Genomic DNA, 15,399 nt, shown 5'->3' on the forward strand with positions numbered 1-15,399 from the left:
TCCCTTGATGATCCAACGGCTTTTACCGTTCCTCCTGTTGGGAGCCCTCGCCCTGGGCGGCTGCGCCACGGTGACTGCGCCTCGAGTGCCCAGCGACGCACTGCCGGCCGGACAATCCTCGTTCGGCCGCTCTATCCAGGCCCAGGCGGCGCTCTATCAAGGGCGCTCGGGCTTTCGCCTGCTGCCCAACAGCAGCGAAGCCTTTATGGCCCGCGCCGAACTGATCCGCAACGCCCAGACCAGCCTCGACCTGCAGTACTACATCGTGCATGACGGCATCAGCACGCGCATGCTGGTGGACGAACTGCTCAAAGCCGCCGACCGTGGCGTGCGTGTACGCATCCTGCTGGACGACACCACCAGCGACGGCCTCGACCAGGTGATCGCCACCCTCGCCGCCCACCCCAACATCCAAATCCGCCTGTTCAACCCGCTGCATCTGGGGCGCAGCACGGGCGCCACGCGGGCCATGGGCCGCCTGTTCAACCTGTCGCTGCAACACCGGCGCATGCACAACAAGCTGTGGTTGGCGGACAACAGTGCAGCCATCGTCGGCGGCCGCAACCTGGGGGATGAGTATTTCGACGCCGAGCCCAACCTGAACTTCACCGATATCGACATGCTCAGCGTCGGGCCGGTGGCCGAGCAATTGGGTCACAGTTTCGATCAATACTGGAACAGCGCCTTGAGCAAGCCGATCGACAACTTCGTCTCTACCCTGCCCTCCAAAGACGATCTGGCCGCCGCCCGCGCGGGTTTGGCGGCGTCACTGGCGGAGTCGCGCCAACAACATCATGCCCTGTACAACCGCTTGCGCGCCTACCAGACCCAACCGCGCATGGACATCTGGCGCCGCGAACTGATCTGGGCCTGGAACCAGGCACTGTGGGATGCACCGAGCAAGGTACTGGCCAAAGCCGACCCGGACCCGCAGCTACTGCTGACCACTCAACTGGCACCTGAGCTGGAAAGGGTCAACCGTGAACTGATGATGATTTCGGCGTACTTCGTGCCAGGCCAACCTGGGCTGGTGTACCTCACCGGGCTCGCCGATGCCGGCGTTTCAGTCAGCCTGCTGACCAACTCCCTGGAAGCCACCGACGTACCGGCTGTGCACGGCGGTTACGCGCCGTACCGCAAAGCGTTGCTGGAGCACGGCGTGAAGCTGTACGAACTGCGCCGCCAACCCGGCGACCCGAGCGCCGGCAGTGGGCCGCATCTGTTCCGGCGCGGCTCATTCCGCGGTTCGGACTCCAGCCTGCACAGCAAGGCAATGATCTTTGATGGCGAGAAATCATTTATCGGTTCGTTCAACTTCGATCCCCGCTCGGTGCTGTGGAACACCGAGGTCGGGGTGCTGGTGGACAGCCCCGAACTGGCCGAGCACGTACGCAACCTGGCGCTGCAAGGCATGGCGCCCGCCCTCAGCTATGAGGCGAAACTACAAGACGGCCAAGTGGTGTGGGTAACCGAAGATAACGGCCAACTGCACACCCTGACGCGCGAGCCAGGCAGTTGGTGGCGGCGGTTCAATGCGTGGTTTGCTACTTCGGTCGGCCTGGAGCGCATGCTTTAAGAACAAGGCTGTGTAGCGCCGAAAGCACCTTGGCGCACTAACAACAGCACCAGCCCCAATGCCCCGGCAGCCATCAGCAACGGCAGTGCGTGCCCGCTGACCCACTGGCTGCCGGCGCCAGCGATCAATGGCCCCAACAGACACCCGATGCCCCATAGCTGCGCGATATGGGCGTTGGCCCGCACCAGCGCGTCGTCGCGGTAGCGCTCGCCGATCAGAATCAACGACAGCGTGAACAACCCGCCCGCACTGGCGCCGAACAGCACCCACACCGGCCAGATCAGCAGCGTGTGCAGCAGAGCAGGAATCGCCAGGCTCGATGCCAGCAACAGTAGCGCACAGCCGAGAAACAGAGTACGGCGTGGCAGATAATCGGCCAGCGCGCCAATAGGCAATTGCAGCAACGCATCGCCGACGACCACCGTGCTGACCATCGCCAGGGCAATCTCGGCGCTGAATCCCTGTTGCAGGCAGTACACCGGCAGCAGTGTCAGGATCATCGCTTCGAACGCGGCGAACAGCGCCACCGCCCAGGCAATGGCCGGCAGGCTCCGGCAAAAACGCCAAAGCTCGGCGAAAGTGACGCTAAACGAATTGGCCGTCGGCGCACCGGAACGCCCCAGTAACAGCAACGGCGCAACCATCAGCAGCCCTACGCCGACCCAGAAACCGTAGTCATGCCCGGTGCCGATCACACCCAACAACAACGGGCCCGACAGTTGGCTCAGCGCATAGCTGCAGCCATACAGCGCCACCAGCCGGCCACGCCACTGCTCCACCACTAATTGATTGATCCAGCTTTCGCCAAGGATAAAAACAATGGTCAGGATCACCCCAATCATCAAACGCAGCGCCAGCCACACGGGATAACTGGGCAGGATCGCCAGTAAACCGATGGACACCGCACCCGCCCACAGACACAAACGCATCAGGTTTGCCGTACCGAGCCAAGCGGCCAAGCGACTGGAAAGCTTAGCGCCGAGCAGCACGCCGAAGGCCGGCATCGCGGCCATTACGCCAATGGCGAAACTGCCGTAGCCCCAGCTCTCCAGACGCAGGGAGACCAGCGGCATACTGACGCCCAGGGCCAAGCCCACGCTGAGTACCGAAGCCAGGACGGCAAAGTAAGTCGCCCAACGCATTGCCACGCTCCTGTGGATAATTATTTTCTAGGTTCAAAACGAACTGTAGGAGCGAGCTTGCGCGGGAGCCGGCTTGCCCGCGATGCAAACACCTCGGTGTGTCAACCACACTTCGGTGATGCTATCGCAGGCAAGCCGGCTCCCGCACAAGCTCGCTCCTACACGGGCCCGGCAGTGTTGCTTACAGCTTGATCCAGGTGGCCTTCAGCTCGGTGTATTTGTCGAACGCGTGCAGCGACTTGTCACGACCGTTGCCCGACTGCTTGAAGCCACCGAACGGCGCGGTCATGTCGCCGCCATCGTACTGGTTGACCCACACACTACCCGCGCGCAGCGCCTTGGCGGTCAGGTGCGCCTTGGAGATATCCGCAGTCCACACCGCCGCGGCCAGGCCGTATTGGGTGTCGTTGGCAATCTTGATCGCTTCTTCGGCGCTATCGAAAGTGATCACCGACAGCACTGGACCAAAAATTTCTTCCTGGGCGATTCTCATGGCATTGGTCACACCATCGAAAATCGTCGGTTCGACGTAGGTGCCGCCGGTCTCTTCCAGCGTGCGCTTGCCGCCCGCCACCAGCTTGGCGCCGTCGGCGTGACCGGCTTCGATGTAGGACAGCACGGTGTTCATCTGCTGGGTGTCCACCAGGGCGCCGACATTGGTCGCCGGGTCCAGCGGGTTGCCGGGCTTCCAGCCTTTAAGGGCCTCGATCACCAGGGGCAGGAATGTATCCTTGATCGAGCGCTCCACCAGCAGGCGCGAACCGGCGGTGCACACTTCGCCCTGGTTGAAGGCAATGGCACTGGCGGCCGACTCGGCGGCGGCCTGCAGGTCGGGAGCGTCGGCGAACACGATGTTGGGGCTCTTGCCGCCTGCTTCCAACCAAACACGCTTCATGTTCGACTCACCAGAGCGAATCAACAGCTGCTTGGCGATCTTGGTCGAGCCAGTGAACACCAGCGTGTCGACGTCCATGTGCAGCGCCAAGGCGTTACCCACGGTGTGGCCATAGCCAGGTAGAACGTTGAACACGCCTTTCGGAATCCCAGCTTCAACGGCCAGTGCCGCGATTCGGATGGCGGTCAGCGGAGATTTTTCGGACGGCTTGAGGATCACCGAGTTACCGGTGGAGAGCGCGGGGCCGAGTTTCCAGCAGGCCATCATCAACGGGAAGTTCCACGGTACGATGGCGCCAACCACGCCGACCGGCTCACGGGTCACAAGGCCCAGTTGATCATGGGGGGTCGCCGCGACTTCATCGTAGATCTTGTCGATGGCTTCACCGCTCCAGCTCAAGGCATTGGCGGCACCGGGCACGTCGATATACAGGGAATCGCTGATAGGCTTGCCCATGTCCAGGGTTTCGAGCAGCGCCAGCTCTTCGGCGTTGGCTTTGAGCAGCGCGGCGAAACGGATCATGGTGGCTTTGCGTTTGGCCGGTGCCAGGCGCGACCACACGCCGGAATTGAAGGTGGCACGGGCGTTTTCCACGGCGCGCTGGGCATCGTCGGCGTCACAGCTGGCAACCGTGGCCAGCAGGCGGCCATCGACCGGGCTGATGCACTCGAAGGTGTCGCCGGAAACGGCGGCGGTGTATTCGCCATTGATGTAGGCGCGGCCTTCGATCTTCAGATCCTTGGCGCGTTGTTCCCAGTCGGCACGGGTCAGGGTGGTCATGCGAGTGTCCTCCTCTTATTGAATACGAGGGCCAGGCGATGTCGCCCGGCAGCCTCAAAGAATTCTTGCCCGCCAGCCAGCTGTTCGGCCAAAGGCAGCTGCCACCCTAAACCAGCGACCAGGGATGTTTCAATATATTTGACATAACGGCGGCAAACGCCCTTGCGATGTTCATTTTAATAAACATAGACTTTGGCCTTACCAACCGCAGGCCAGACGGGATATGCACATGAGCATCCAAGACATCGTCGACTTCAGCCAAGCCAACACCGCCCCCGAACGCTACCGCCCTGGCGCGGAAAAAATCCTCAAGGGCGACCCCGAGCAGACCCTCTACAACCACTACAACAGCCCCTGTGGCCAGATGAATGCGGGGGTCTGGGAGGGTGAAGTGGGGCAATGGAAGGTTAACTACACCGAACATGAATACTGCGAGATCGTGCAGGGCGTGTCGGTGCTGCGCGATGATCAGGGCAACGCCAAGACCCTGCGCGCTGGCGACCGCTTCGTGATCCCCGCCGGTTTCACCGGGACCTGGGAAGTGCTCGAACCTTGTCGCAAAATCTACGTGGTGTTCGAACAGAAAGCCTGATCAGCAACTCGCACGCAAAAAAAAGCCCGCATCGTGAGATACGGGCTTTTTTTCACAAGGAAGGAAATCAATTACTTGATTTTGCCTTCTTTGTAGATCACGTGCTTGCGAACGCGCGGGTCGAACATTTTCTTTTCGAGCTTGTCCGGGGTAGTACGCTTGTTCTTGTCGGTAGTGTAGAAGTGACCAGTACCGGCGCTAGAGATCATTCGAATCAATTCACGCATGATATAGCTCCTTAAACCTTGGCAGCGCGGCGGATGTCGGCCAGCACGGCAGTGATGCCACGCTTGTCGATGATACGCATGCCTTTGGCGGATACGCGCAGACGCACGAAACGTTTCTCTTCTTCAACCCAGAAGCGGTGATGCTGCAGGTTCGGCAGGAAACGACGACGGGTTTTGTTATTTGCGTGGGAAATGTTATTCCCAGTCACCGGACCCTTACCGGTAACTTGACAGACTCTCGACATGCCTCAGCCCTCTAAAACCACATGCCCAACCCGGCATGGGTTGGCCGCTTAATCTCTCAGTCATTTGGCGCCAGGCGCCGCGTTTCTTTAGGGTCTTACCGGCTACACCTACAAGCGAAGGAACCGGGCCCCTAGAAAAGAGCGCTGCTTTATACCAGAAAGACCCAGGTGCAACAACAGCCCGTGTGTTTTTACCGACTTAATTCCAAGCCGCTAACGCCCGAACCGCTGCCAGGAGGGGCCGCCCTTACGGCTGACCGCTCGTCGCACAGAATCAGTTCGAGCCCCCACCTAAGCGATCAGGCGCACGCAGAATCTCACCGAGGCGCCATCAAAACAGTATTTTCGGCAAAAGCACAGGCAAAAATGGGCTAGTCATTTATCAATCAGACCTCTACGGTAGGACTTTTCCAGACTGCACTCGCAGATGGGCCTACGATCTGCAAAGGAAACCTAATATGCGCCTCGCAGCCCTGCCGCTCTTGCTTGCCCCTCTCTTCATTACGCCGTTGGCCTCTGCCGCCAGCAATTTGAGCGTCTGCACCGAGGCCAGCCCCGAAGGGTTCGATGTGGTGCAGTACAACTCGCTGACCACCACCAACGCGTCGGCCGATGTGTTGATGAACCGTCTGGTGGACTACGACGCCACCAGCGGCAAGCTCGTGCCCAGCCTGGCAGACAGTTGGGAAGTCTCGCCCGACGGCCTGACCTACACCTTCAAGCTGCACCCCAACGTGAAATTCCACCGCACCGAGTATTTCACCCCAAGCCGAACGCTGACGGCCGAAGACGTGCGCTTCAGCTTCGAACGCATGCTCGACCCGGCCAACCCTTGGCATAAGATCGCTCAAAGTGGCTTCCCCCATGCACAATCCCTGCAATTGCCCACGCTGATCAAGAAGATTGACGCCCTCGACCCGCTGACGGTGCGCTTCACCCTGGACCACGCCGATTCCACATTCCTCTCGGCCCTGAGCATGGGCTTCGCTTCGATCTACCCGGCGGAGTACGCCGACAAACTGCTCAAGGCTGGCACGCCGGAGAAACTCAACAGCCACCCTATCGGCACCGGCCCCTTCGTTTTTGTGCGTTTTCAAAAAGATGCCGTGGTTCGCTACAAGGCCAACCCGGATTACTTTGCTGGCAAACCGGCTGTGGATAACTTGATCTTCGCGATCACCCCCGATGCCAATGTGCGCCTACAGAAGCTGCATCGCGACGAATGCCAGATCGCCCTGTCGCCCAAGCCTCTGGATGTGGGCGAGGCCCAAAAGGATGCCGCTCTCAAAGTGGAGAAAACCGCTGCGTTCATGACCGCTTTCGTGGCCATCAACAGCCAGCACCCACCGCTGGACAAGCCCGAAGTGCGCCAGGCTATCAACTTGGCATTCGACAAGACCAGCTACCTCAAGGCCGTATTCGAAGGCACCGCCGAAGCCGCCAGCGGGCCTTACCCGCCGAACACCTGGAGCTTTGCCAAGGAGTTGCCGGGTTATCCACAGGACCTCGCCAAAGCCAAAGCGCTGCTGGACCGCGCCGGGCTCAAGGACGGCTTCAAGACCACGATCTGGACGCGCCCCACCGGCAGCCTGCTGAATCCCAACCCTAACCTCGGCGCACAATTACTGCAGGCGGACCTGGCCAAGGTCGGCATCCAGGGCGAGATCCGTGTGATCGAGTGGGGCGAGCTGATACGCCGCGCCAAGGCCGGCGAGCACGACCTGCTGTTTATGGGCTGGGCCGGCGACAACGGCGACCCGGACAACTTCCTGACTCCGCAGTTTTCCTGCGCGGCGGTGAAGTCCGGTACCAACTTTGCGCGCTACTGCGACCCGACGCTCGACAAGCTGATCAGCGCCGGCAAGACCACCAGCGAACAAGGCGTGCGCAGCAAGCTGTATCAACAGGCCCAGGCGCAGATCCAGCAACAGGCGCTGTGGCTACCGTTGGCGCACCCGACCGCCTTCACCCTGACGCGCAAGGGTGTCGAGGGGTATCAGGTCAGCCCATTCGGACGCCAGGATTTCTCCAAGGTCAGCGTCAAGCCCTGAGCCCCGGCCCCCACCGGGCGGGGTCACAACCAGCCATGCTCGGCCATCGACAGCGGGTCGCCGTCGCCGACGATGATGTGGTCCAGCACCCGCACATCCACGACCTCCAACGCCTTTTGCAGCAGCTTGGTCAATTTTCGATCAGCTGCACTGGGTTCAAGGCTGCCGGAAGGGTGGTTATGACATAGGATCAACGCCGCCGCGTTGTAGGCCAGGGCGCGCTTGACCACTTGTCGCGGATAAACTATCGCGGCATCGATCGTCCCCTGGGACAACGCCTCGAAACCCAACACCCGGTGCCGCGAGTCGAGAAACAAGCAGCCGAATATTTCGTGAGGCTCATGCCGCAACATCGATTTGAGGTAGTCGCGCACCACCACCGGGCTATCCAGTACGGAGTCTTTGCGCAAGCGTTCGGCCATATGCCGCCGGGACATTTCCAGTACGGCCTGCAATTGCGCAAATTTCGCCGGCCCCAGTCCCAACTGCTGGTTGAACAGCGTCTGGCTGGCCTCAAGCAACGGCCGTAAGCCGCCGAACTGCGTCAGCAGATGGCGCGCCAGGTCCACCGCGCTGCGGCCTGCCACTCCTGTACGCAGGAAGATCGCCAGCAGCTCGGCGTCGGACAGACTTGCCGCGCCCCACTCCAAAAGTTTCTCCCGTGGCCGCTCTGCCGCTGGCCAATCGCGAATACTCATCCCACCTCCCTGTGCAAGTGCGCCGCTGTTGCGTGGCGGTCGCTGTGTTATCGTAGGCCCTCTTTTTTGCCTGCGATTTCACCTGGGGAGGGGGCATCGCAGGCGTCACTGAACTGGCTTCACTGAACTGGAAAGGCAAACCAATGCAGCGTCTGTATCGGAAACGCATCGTTCTCGGCGTCGGCGGCGGCATTGCCGCTTACAAGAGCGCCGAATTGGTTCGCAGGCTCCTCGACCAGGGCGCCGAAGTGCGCGTGGTCATGACCCGCGGCGGCAGTGAGTTCATTACCCCGCTGACCATGCAGGCCCTGTCCGGCCACCCGGTTCACCTGGATCTGCTCGACCCTGCCGCCGAAGCCGCCATGGGTCATATCGAGCTGGCCAAATGGGCCGACCTGGTGCTGATCGCCCCGGCCACCGCCGACCTGATCGCCCGCTTGGCCCAAGGCATCGCCGACGATCTGCTGACCACTTTGGTACTGGCCACCGACGCTACCGTTGCCATCGCCCCGGCCATGAACCAGGCGATGTGGCGCGACCCGGCGACCCAGGCCAACACCCAACTCCTGCAAGACCGTGGCCTCAAGGTGTTCGGCCCCGCGTCCGGCAGCCAGGCCTGTGGCGACGTGGGCCTGGGCCGCATGCTCGAAGCCACTGATCTGGCGCAATGTGCCGCCGAGTGTTTCCAGCACCTGGCCCTGACCGGCAAGCACGTACTGATCACCGCCGGACCGACCCAGGAAAACATCGACCCGGTCCGCTACATCACCAACCATAGCTCAGGGAAAATGGGCTTCGCCCTGGCCGAAGCTGCGGTTGAGGCAGGCGCACGCGTCACGCTCATCACCGGCCCGGTGCATTTGCCGACCCCGGATCGCGTCACGCGAATCGACGTAGTCAGCGCTCGCGACATGCTTGCAGCTTGTGAAGCAGCCATTCCGTGCGACCTGTTCATCGCTTCGGCGGCGGTGGCGGATTACCGGCCGGAAGTCGTCGCCCCGCAAAAGCTCAAGAAAGACCCTACAAGCGGCGACGGCCTGCTCCTGCAAATGGTGCGCAACCCGGACATCCTGGCCACCATCGCCACGCGTCCCGACCGCCCGTTCAGCGTCGGCTTTGCTGCCGAAACCGAGCACCTGCTGGACTACGCCGCACGCAAATTGAAAGACAAAAACCTCGACTTGATCGTTGCCAATGATGTCGCCAACCCGAGCATCGGCTTCAACAGCGAGGAAAACGCTTGCAGCGTGATCGACCGCGAGCTGCACGCCACCCTTTTCGCCCAGACCAGCAAGGGCAAGATTGCCCGCCAACTGATCTCTTTTATCGCCCAACGGCTGAACCAGGTTTAATTTACATGCACGCTTTGCAAGCCAAGATTCTCGACCCCCGCCTCGGCACCGATTTCCCACTGCCGACCTACGCCACACCGGGTTCCGCCGGCCTGGACCTGCGCGCCATGCTCAAGCAAGACACCGTGCTCGAGCCAGGCCAGACCCTGCTGATCCCCACCGGCCTGTCCATCTACGTAGGCGACCCGGGCCTGGCCGCGCTGATCCTGCCGCGCTCCGGCCTGGGCCATAAGCACGGCATCGTGCTGGGCAATCTGGTGGGTCTGATCGACTCGGACTATCAGGGAGAGCTGATGGTGTCGTGCTGGAACCGTGGGCAAACCGCCTTCAACATCGCCGTTGGCGAACGCATCGCCCAACTCGTCCTGGTGCCGGTGGTGCAGGCGCACTTCGAACTGGTACAGGAATTCGACGAAACCCAACGCGGCGCGGGCGGTTTTGGGCATTCCGGCAGCCACTGACTAAGCTGGATCGGGCCGGACACTGACGTCCGGCTCAATGCTTCTGGCCAGGCTCTTCAGGATGAAGAATGGGTGAATTTAAACGGCAATATTTCTTGCTTAAAATCAACGCCTTATCTAAGCACGAAGACAGCAAGCGAGCCGCGATGGCATTTTTGCACCACGAACTCTCTGCCGAAAACGCCGTCATACCCTTCAGCTTGAGCCTGCCGGCCACCCCCATTTAGGCCAGCCTTGCCCCCTTCAGATGGAGTTTCCCCCCGCGATGAGTACCGCAGCCCGAGTAGCCCCGACGTTCCCCGACAGCATTTTCCGCGCCTATGACATTCGTGGTGTGGTCCCCAAGACCCTCACCGCCGAAACCGCCTACTGGATCGGCCGCGCCATCGGCGCGCAGAGCCTGGCGCAGGGCGAACCGAATGTATGCGTCGGCCGCGATGGCCGCTTGTCCGGCCCGGAGCTGGTGGAGCAACTGATCCAGGGCCTGGCCGACAGCGGCTGCCATGTCAGCGATGTGGGCCTGGTGCCAACGCCGGCGTTGTACTACGCCGCCAACGTACTGGCCGGCAAATCCGGCGTGATGCTAACCGGCAGCCACAACCCGTCGGACTACAATGGCTTCAAGATCGTCATTGCCGGCGACACCCTGGCCAATGAACAGATCCAGGCCCTGCACACCCGCCTCAAGACCAACGACTTGACCAGCGGCCAGGGCAGCATCACCCAGGTCGACATCCTGCAGCGCTACTCCGATGAAATCACCCGCGACGTCAAACTCGCCCGCCGCCTCAAAGTGGTGGTGGACTGCGGCAATGGCGCCGCCGGTGTAATCGCTCCACAGCTGCTCGAAGCCCTGAATTGCGAAGTCGTCCCGCTGTTCTGCGACGTGGACGGCAACTTCCCCAACCATCACCCGGACCCGGGCAAGCCTGAAAACCTGGTGGACCTGATCGCCAAGGTCAAGGAGACCAGCGCTGACGTCGGCCTGGCCTTCGACGGCGACGGCGACCGTGTGGGTGTGGTCACCAACACTGGCGTGAACGTGTTCGCCGACCGCCTGTTGATGCTCTTCGCTCGCGATGTGGTCAAGCGCAACCCCAATGCCGAGATCATCTTTGATGTGAAGTGCACCCGTCGCCTCACGCCGCTGATCAAGGAATACGGCGGTCGCCCGCTAATGTGGAAGACCGGTCACTCGTTGATCAAAAAGAAAATGAAGGAAACCGGTGCCCTGCTGGCCGGCGAGATGAGCGGCCACGTGTTCTTCAAGGAGCGCTGGTTCGGCTTTGACGACGGCATTTACAGCGCCGCGCGCCTGCTGGAGATCCTCAGCAAGGAAGAATCCACCGCCGAAGAGCTGTTTCAGACCTTCCCGAACGATATTTCTACGCCAGAGATCAATATCCATGTGACCGAGGAGAGCAAATTCAGCATCATTGACGCACTGCACGATGCGCAATGGGGTGAAGGCGCCAACCTGACTTCCATTGATGGTGTGCGAGTCGATTACGCCAAAGGCTGGGGCCTGGTTCGCGCATCCAACACCACTCCGGTGCTGGTGCTGCGTTTCGAGGCGGATACCGAGGCTGAGTTGCAGCGCATCAAGGACGTGTTCCACGCCCAGTTGAAACGTGTTGCCCCTGATCTCCAATTACCGTTCTGATCTTTTACCGGAGCCCTGAATGACCCTCGAACGCGAAGCCGCTGCCAACACCGCCAAGGTCCTGTCCGAAGCGTTGCCTTATATTCGACGCTACGTCGGCAAGACGCTGGTGATCAAATACGGCGGCAATGCCATGGAAAGCGACGAGCTGAAAACCGGCTTTGCCCGCGACATCGTGCTGATGAAGGCCGTGGGCATCAACCCGGTGGTGGTGCATGGTGGCGGTCCGCAAATCGGCGACCTGCTCAAGCGTTTGTCGATCGAGAGTCATTTTATCGATGGCATGCGCGTCACTGACGCGCAAACCATGGACGTGGTGGAGATGGTCCTCGGCGGCCAGGTAAACAAAGACATCGTCAACCTGATCAACCGTCACGGCGGCAGCGCCATCGGCCTGACCGGCAAGGACGCGGAGCTGATCCGCGCGAAAAAACTGACGGTCACCCGTCAGACGCCGGAAATGACCCAGCCGGAAATCATCGATATCGGCCAAGTGGGCGAAGTGATCGGTATCAACACCGACCTACTGAACCTGCTGGTAAAAGGCGACTTCATCCCGGTGATCGCACCAATCGGCGTGGGCGCCAACGGTGAGTCTTACAACATCAACGCCGACCTGGTGGCCGGCAAGGTGGCCGAGGCACTGAAGGCTGAAAAGCTGATGCTGCTGACCAATATCGCCGGCCTGATGGACAAGCAGGGCAAAGTGTTGACCGGCCTGACCACCCAACAAGTCGACGATCTGATCGCCGACGGCACCATCTACGGCGGCATGCTGCCGAAGATTCGTTGTGCCCTCGAAGCGGTGCAGGGCGGTGTGGGCAGCTCGCTGATCATCGATGGCCGCGTACCGAACGCGGTATTGCTGGAGATCTTCACCGACACCGGCATGGGCACGCTGATCAGCAACCGCAAGCGCCCCTAGGCGCTGAATACAAAAAGGCCCCCGCTCAATCCGATTGAACGGGGGCCTTTTTTATGCGGGACCTGTAAGCACTGCCAGTCAAGGTGGCAGGGGCCTATGTCAGACCCCAAACTGCTCGCGGTATGCACGCACAGCAGGCAAGTGCTGCTTGAGCTGCGGGTCATCTTCCAGGAACTGCAACACCTGGTTCAACGACACAATACTCACCACCGGAATGCCGAAATCGCGCTCAACTTCCTGGATCGCCGACAACTCACCGTTGCCGCGTTCCTGGCGGTTCAGTGCAATCAGCACGCCGGCCGCTTTGGCGCCTTCCTGGGAAGCGATGATCTGCATCACTTCACGGATCGCGGTGCCAGCAGTAATCACATCATCGATGATCAACACATCGCCAGTCAGTGGCGCGCCGACCAGACTACCGCCCTCGCCATGGGCCTTGGCTTCTTTACGGTTGAAGCACCAAGGCAAATCGCGCCCATAATGCTCGGCCAGGGCCACGGCCGTAGCGGCGGCCAAAGGGATGCCTTTGTAGGCGGGGCCAAACAGCACGTCAAAGGACATACCGCTTTCAACGATGGCTGCCGCGTAGAAACGGCCCAACTGCGCCAGGGCCGAACCGGAGTTGAACAGGCCGGCATTGAAGAAATACGGGCTGGTCCGCCCGGACTTGAGGGTGAACTCACCGAAGCGCAAAACCCCGCGATCGATGGCAAAACGAATGAAATCGCGTTGATACGCCTGCATGAAAAAAGCCTCAGATACCACGGATTTAGCTAATTAGGTAGACGGCGTGTATCATACACGCACGCGATTTTTGGGGCCATTTATGCGGATCATCAGTGTGAACGTTAATGGTATTCAGGCTGCAGTCGAGCGTGGTTTGCTCAGTTGGCTGCAAGCCCAGAATGCCGACGTCATCTGCCTGCAGGACACCCGCGCCTCCGCCTTTGAACTGGACGACCCAGCCTTCCAACTGGATGGCTACTTCCTTTATGCCTGCGATGCCGAAGTGCCCACCCAAGGTGGCGTGGCTTTGTACTCGCGGTTGCAACCCAAGGCGGTCATCAGCGGCCTCGGCTTCGAGACAGCCGACCGCTACGGGCGCTACCTGCAAGCCGATTTCGACAAGGTCAGCATCGCGACCTTGCTGCTTCCATCAGGGCAGAACGGCGATGAAGACTTGAACCAGAAGTTCAAGCTAATGGACGATTTCGCCCGTTACCTGGATAAACAGCGGCGCAAACGTCGCGAGTACATTTATTGTGGCTCGCTGTACGTGGCGCAACAGAAGCTGGATATCAAGAACTGGCGCGATAGCCAGCAATCCCCAGGCTTCCTGGCGCCGGAACGGGCCTGGATGGACGAGATTGTCGGCAACATGGGTTACGTCGACGCCCTGCGCGAAGTCAGCCGTGAAGGCGATCAGTACAGCTGGTGGCCGGACAACGAACAGGCCGAGATGCTCAACCTGGGCTGGCGTTTCGATTACCAACTGCTGACCCCAGGCCTGCGCCGATTCGTTCGCAGCGCACGCCTGCCGCGCCAGCCGCGCTTCTCGCAACACGCGCCGCTGATCGTGGACTACGACTGGACGCTGACCATCTGAGGTCTTTTCCCAGGCACAAAAAAACCGACATCGCTGTCGGTTTTTTTGTGGGCGGTCATTATTTAACCAAACGCCAGGTCAGCGGATAGCGATAAGCGATCCCCTTGTTGGCCTTGATGCCGCCAATGATGGTCAGCACCACAGTGGCAATCGCCAGGGCCGTCATCAGGAAAAAACCAATCACGGCGAATGCCAGCACGATACAAACCAACCAGGCGATAGCCACGGTGATCTGGAAGTTCAAGGCTTCCTTGCCCTGATCGTCGATGAACGGATCCACTTCCTTTTTCATCTGCCACAGAATCAGCGGCCCAACGACACTGCCGAAAGGGAACACAAACCCGAGAAACGCCGCGAGATGGCACAGCATTGCGCTCTGCCGAACCTCGTAGGAAGGCATAGGTACCGGCATTTGGCTGTCATTCATGGCGCTTCTCCTTGAGGCGGTTTCAGTCGGCCAGGGCGGCGTTCTGCAGTTCGAAAATTTCGCTCATGCCTTTCTGGGCCAAGGCCAGCATGGCGTTCAGATCGGCCGGCTGGAATGGCGCGCCTTCGGCGGTGCCCTGCACCTCGATGAAACCACCGGTGCTGGTCATCACGACGTTCAGGTCGGTCTCGGCGGCGGAGTCTTCCAGGTAGTCCAGGTCCAGCACAGGCTCGCCCTGGTACATGCCGACCGACACGGCGGCGATCATCTGCTTGAGCGGGTCGCCGGCCTTGAGGCCGCCACGCTTCTTGATCACTTTCAAGGCGTCGACCAGGGCCACCATGGCGCCGGTAATGGACGCGGTACGGGTGCCGCCATCGGCCTGGATCACATCGCAGTCAACATACAGAGTCACGTCGCCTAGCTTGGACATGTCCAGGGCGGCGCGCAGGGAGCGGCCGATCAGGCGCTGGATTTCCAAGGTACGACCGCCTTGCTTGCCACGGCTGGCCTCACGCTGGTTACGCTCGCCGGTGGCGCGCGGCAGCATGCCGTATTCAGCGGTCAACCAACCCTGGCCCTGCCCCTTGAGGAAACGCGGCACGCCATTTTCGACGCTGACGGTGCAAATGACCTTGGTATCGCCAAACTCGACCAGTACGGATCCCTCGGCGTGTTTGGTGTAGTTGCGGGTGATGCGGATCGAGCGGAGCTGATCGGCAACGCGACCACTTGGACGTTTCATAGGGGATACCTGTA

Annotated in this window: 16 protein-coding genes and 1 pseudogene; 9 read left to right on the top strand and 8 right to left on the bottom strand. The window is 60.7% G+C overall.

The genetic code is table 11. The annotated features are described in order from the left end of the window. Positions 1 to 7 precede the first annotated feature (7 nt). Positions 8 to 1,576, top strand: coding sequence for a phospholipase D family protein (locus tag HRH33_RS00070; protein WP_167416962.1), 1,569 nt, complete (start codon positions 8 to 10; stop codon positions 1,574 to 1,576). Here the strand turns inward: HRH33_RS00070 and HRH33_RS00075 are convergent. Continuing rightward, complete coding sequence (locus HRH33_RS00075) at positions 1,573 to 2,718, bottom strand: MFS transporter (protein ID WP_167416961.1); 1,146 nt, start codon at positions 2,716 to 2,718, stop codon at positions 1,573 to 1,575. The two genes, HRH33_RS00070 and HRH33_RS00075, sit on opposite strands and share 4 nt — an antisense overlap. A gap of 181 nt (positions 2,719 to 2,899) precedes the next feature. After that, positions 2,900 to 4,393 carry an aldehyde dehydrogenase gene (locus HRH33_RS00080; RefSeq protein WP_034101472.1) on the bottom strand — a complete coding sequence of 498 codons (1,494 nt, stop codon included), beginning with the start codon at positions 4,391 to 4,393 and terminating at the stop codon, positions 2,900 to 2,902. A 229-nt stretch (positions 4,394 to 4,622) separates the two neighbouring features. Between HRH33_RS00080 and HRH33_RS00085 the strand changes: the two genes are divergently transcribed. Beyond that, complete coding sequence (locus HRH33_RS00085; protein WP_034101473.1) at positions 4,623 to 4,985, top strand: cupin domain-containing protein; 363 nt, start codon at positions 4,623 to 4,625, stop codon at positions 4,983 to 4,985. Between the two features lie 71 nt (positions 4,986 to 5,056). Here the strand turns inward: HRH33_RS00085 and rpmG are convergent, their stop codons facing one another. After that, complete coding sequence (gene rpmG / locus HRH33_RS00090; protein WP_003176906.1) at positions 5,057 to 5,212, bottom strand: 50S ribosomal protein L33; 156 nt, start codon at positions 5,210 to 5,212, stop codon at positions 5,057 to 5,059. Positions 5,213 to 5,223: 11 nt separating this feature from the next. Continuing rightward, positions 5,224 to 5,457, bottom strand: a complete 234-nt coding sequence (rpmB, locus tag HRH33_RS00095; protein WP_034101474.1) for a 50S ribosomal protein L28 — start codon at positions 5,455 to 5,457, stop codon at positions 5,224 to 5,226. Between the two features lie 458 nt (positions 5,458 to 5,915). Here rpmB and HRH33_RS00100 point away from each other — a divergent pair, with 458 nt between their 5' ends. After that, positions 5,916 to 7,508 (top strand): ABC transporter substrate-binding protein, encoded by a 1,593-nt coding sequence (locus HRH33_RS00100; protein WP_167416960.1) that lies wholly within the window; start codon positions 5,916 to 5,918, stop codon positions 7,506 to 7,508. A 23-nt stretch (positions 7,509 to 7,531) separates the two neighbouring features. Here the strand turns inward: HRH33_RS00100 and radC are convergent, their stop codons facing one another. Next, complete coding sequence (gene radC / locus HRH33_RS00105) at positions 7,532 to 8,206, bottom strand: RadC family protein (RefSeq protein WP_167416959.1); 675 nt, start codon at positions 8,204 to 8,206, stop codon at positions 7,532 to 7,534. A 143-nt stretch (positions 8,207 to 8,349) separates the two neighbouring features. Here radC and coaBC point away from each other — a divergent pair, with 143 nt between their 5' ends. The 5 genes and pseudogenes from coaBC (at position 8,350) to argB (ending at position 12,607) form a co-directional block, all read left to right on the top strand. Beyond that, complete coding sequence (gene coaBC, locus HRH33_RS00110) at positions 8,350 to 9,558, top strand: bifunctional phosphopantothenoylcysteine decarboxylase/phosphopantothenate--cysteine ligase CoaBC (protein WP_034139819.1); 1,209 nt, start codon at positions 8,350 to 8,352, stop codon at positions 9,556 to 9,558. 5 nt (positions 9,559 to 9,563) lie between these two features. Beyond that, positions 9,564 to 10,019: a dUTP diphosphatase gene (gene dut, locus HRH33_RS00115; protein ID WP_167416958.1), complete on the top strand. Its 456-nt coding sequence runs from the start codon at positions 9,564 to 9,566 to the stop codon at positions 10,017 to 10,019. A gap of 68 nt (positions 10,020 to 10,087) precedes the next feature. Further along, a complete protein-coding gene (locus HRH33_RS00120) occupies positions 10,088 to 10,246 on the top strand; it encodes a hypothetical protein (RefSeq protein ID WP_156796375.1) in 159 nt (52 codons plus the stop codon). A 14-nt stretch (positions 10,247 to 10,260) separates the two neighbouring features. Further along, a pseudogene (locus HRH33_RS00125) lies at positions 10,261 to 11,682 on the top strand (phosphomannomutase/phosphoglucomutase); the annotation flags it as partial. Positions 11,683 to 11,701: 19 nt separating this feature from the next. Next, positions 11,702 to 12,607 (top strand): acetylglutamate kinase, encoded by a 906-nt coding sequence (argB, locus tag HRH33_RS00130; RefSeq protein ID WP_010207505.1) that lies wholly within the window; start codon positions 11,702 to 11,704, stop codon positions 12,605 to 12,607. 99 nt (positions 12,608 to 12,706) lie between these two features. On the opposite strand, the gene pyrE is transcribed toward argB, so the two are convergent. Further along, positions 12,707 to 13,351, bottom strand: coding sequence for an orotate phosphoribosyltransferase (pyrE, locus tag HRH33_RS00135; RefSeq protein ID WP_167416956.1), 645 nt, complete (start codon positions 13,349 to 13,351; stop codon positions 12,707 to 12,709). Positions 13,352 to 13,433: 82 nt separating this feature from the next. Here pyrE and HRH33_RS00140 point away from each other — a divergent pair, with 82 nt between their 5' ends. Next, positions 13,434 to 14,213 carry an exodeoxyribonuclease III gene (locus HRH33_RS00140; RefSeq protein WP_003195493.1) on the top strand — a complete coding sequence of 260 codons (780 nt, stop codon included), beginning with the start codon at positions 13,434 to 13,436 and terminating at the stop codon, positions 14,211 to 14,213. Between the two features lie 58 nt (positions 14,214 to 14,271). On the opposite strand, the gene HRH33_RS00145 is transcribed toward HRH33_RS00140, so the two are convergent. Together HRH33_RS00145 and rph are read right to left on the bottom strand one after the other, a co-directional pair. Further along, on the bottom strand, positions 14,272 to 14,640 hold the full coding sequence (locus tag HRH33_RS00145) for a DUF4870 domain-containing protein (protein WP_167416955.1): 369 nt from the start codon (positions 14,638 to 14,640) through the stop codon (positions 14,272 to 14,274). 22 nt (positions 14,641 to 14,662) lie between these two features. Next, positions 14,663 to 15,385: a ribonuclease PH gene (gene rph, locus HRH33_RS00150; RefSeq protein ID WP_034101482.1), complete on the bottom strand. Its 723-nt coding sequence runs from the start codon at positions 15,383 to 15,385 to the stop codon at positions 14,663 to 14,665. Positions 15,386 to 15,399 lie beyond the last annotated feature (14 nt).

Source organism: Pseudomonas rhodesiae, assembly GCF_013285305.1.
GTDB lineage: Bacteria > Pseudomonadota > Gammaproteobacteria > Pseudomonadales > Pseudomonadaceae > Aquipseudomonas > Aquipseudomonas rhodesiae.

Bases quoted from the DNA above. Each gene is read 5' to 3' on its own strand.
- HRH33_RS00145 (WP_167416955.1), bottom strand. From the start codon at position 14,640: ATGAATGACAGCCAAATGCCGGTACCTATGCCTTCCTACGAGGTTCGG.
- HRH33_RS00140 (WP_003195493.1), top strand. From the start codon at position 13,434: ATGCGGATCATCAGTGTGAACGTTAATGGTATTCAGGCTGCAGTCGAG.
- rph (WP_034101482.1), bottom strand. From the start codon at position 15,385: ATGAAACGTCCAAGTGGTCGCGTTGCCGATCAGCTCCGCTCGATCCGC.
- rpmB (WP_034101474.1), bottom strand. From the start codon at position 5,457: ATGTCGAGAGTCTGTCAAGTTACCGGTAAGGGTCCGGTGACTGGGAAT.
- radC (WP_167416959.1), bottom strand. From the start codon at position 8,206: ATGAGTATTCGCGATTGGCCAGCGGCAGAGCGGCCACGGGAGAAACTT.
- argB (WP_010207505.1), top strand. From the start codon at position 11,702: ATGACCCTCGAACGCGAAGCCGCTGCCAACACCGCCAAGGTCCTGTCC.
- HRH33_RS00120 (WP_156796375.1), top strand. From the start codon at position 10,088: ATGGGTGAATTTAAACGGCAATATTTCTTGCTTAAAATCAACGCCTTA.
- dut (WP_167416958.1), top strand. From the start codon at position 9,564: ATGCACGCTTTGCAAGCCAAGATTCTCGACCCCCGCCTCGGCACCGAT.
- HRH33_RS00085 (WP_034101473.1), top strand. From the start codon at position 4,623: ATGAGCATCCAAGACATCGTCGACTTCAGCCAAGCCAACACCGCCCCC.
- HRH33_RS00100 (WP_167416960.1), top strand. From the start codon at position 5,916: ATGCGCCTCGCAGCCCTGCCGCTCTTGCTTGCCCCTCTCTTCATTACG.
- HRH33_RS00075 (WP_167416961.1), bottom strand. From the start codon at position 2,718: ATGCGTTGGGCGACTTACTTTGCCGTCCTGGCTTCGGTACTCAGCGTG.
- rpmG (WP_003176906.1), bottom strand. From the start codon at position 5,212: ATGCGTGAATTGATTCGAATGATCTCTAGCGCCGGTACTGGTCACTTC.
- HRH33_RS00080 (WP_034101472.1), bottom strand. From the start codon at position 4,393: ATGACCACCCTGACCCGTGCCGACTGGGAACAACGCGCCAAGGATCTG.
- pyrE (WP_167416956.1), bottom strand. From the start codon at position 13,351: ATGCAGGCGTATCAACGCGATTTCATTCGTTTTGCCATCGATCGCGGG.
- coaBC (WP_034139819.1), top strand. From the start codon at position 8,350: ATGCAGCGTCTGTATCGGAAACGCATCGTTCTCGGCGTCGGCGGCGGC.
- HRH33_RS00070 (WP_167416962.1), top strand. From the start codon at position 8: ATGATCCAACGGCTTTTACCGTTCCTCCTGTTGGGAGCCCTCGCCCTG.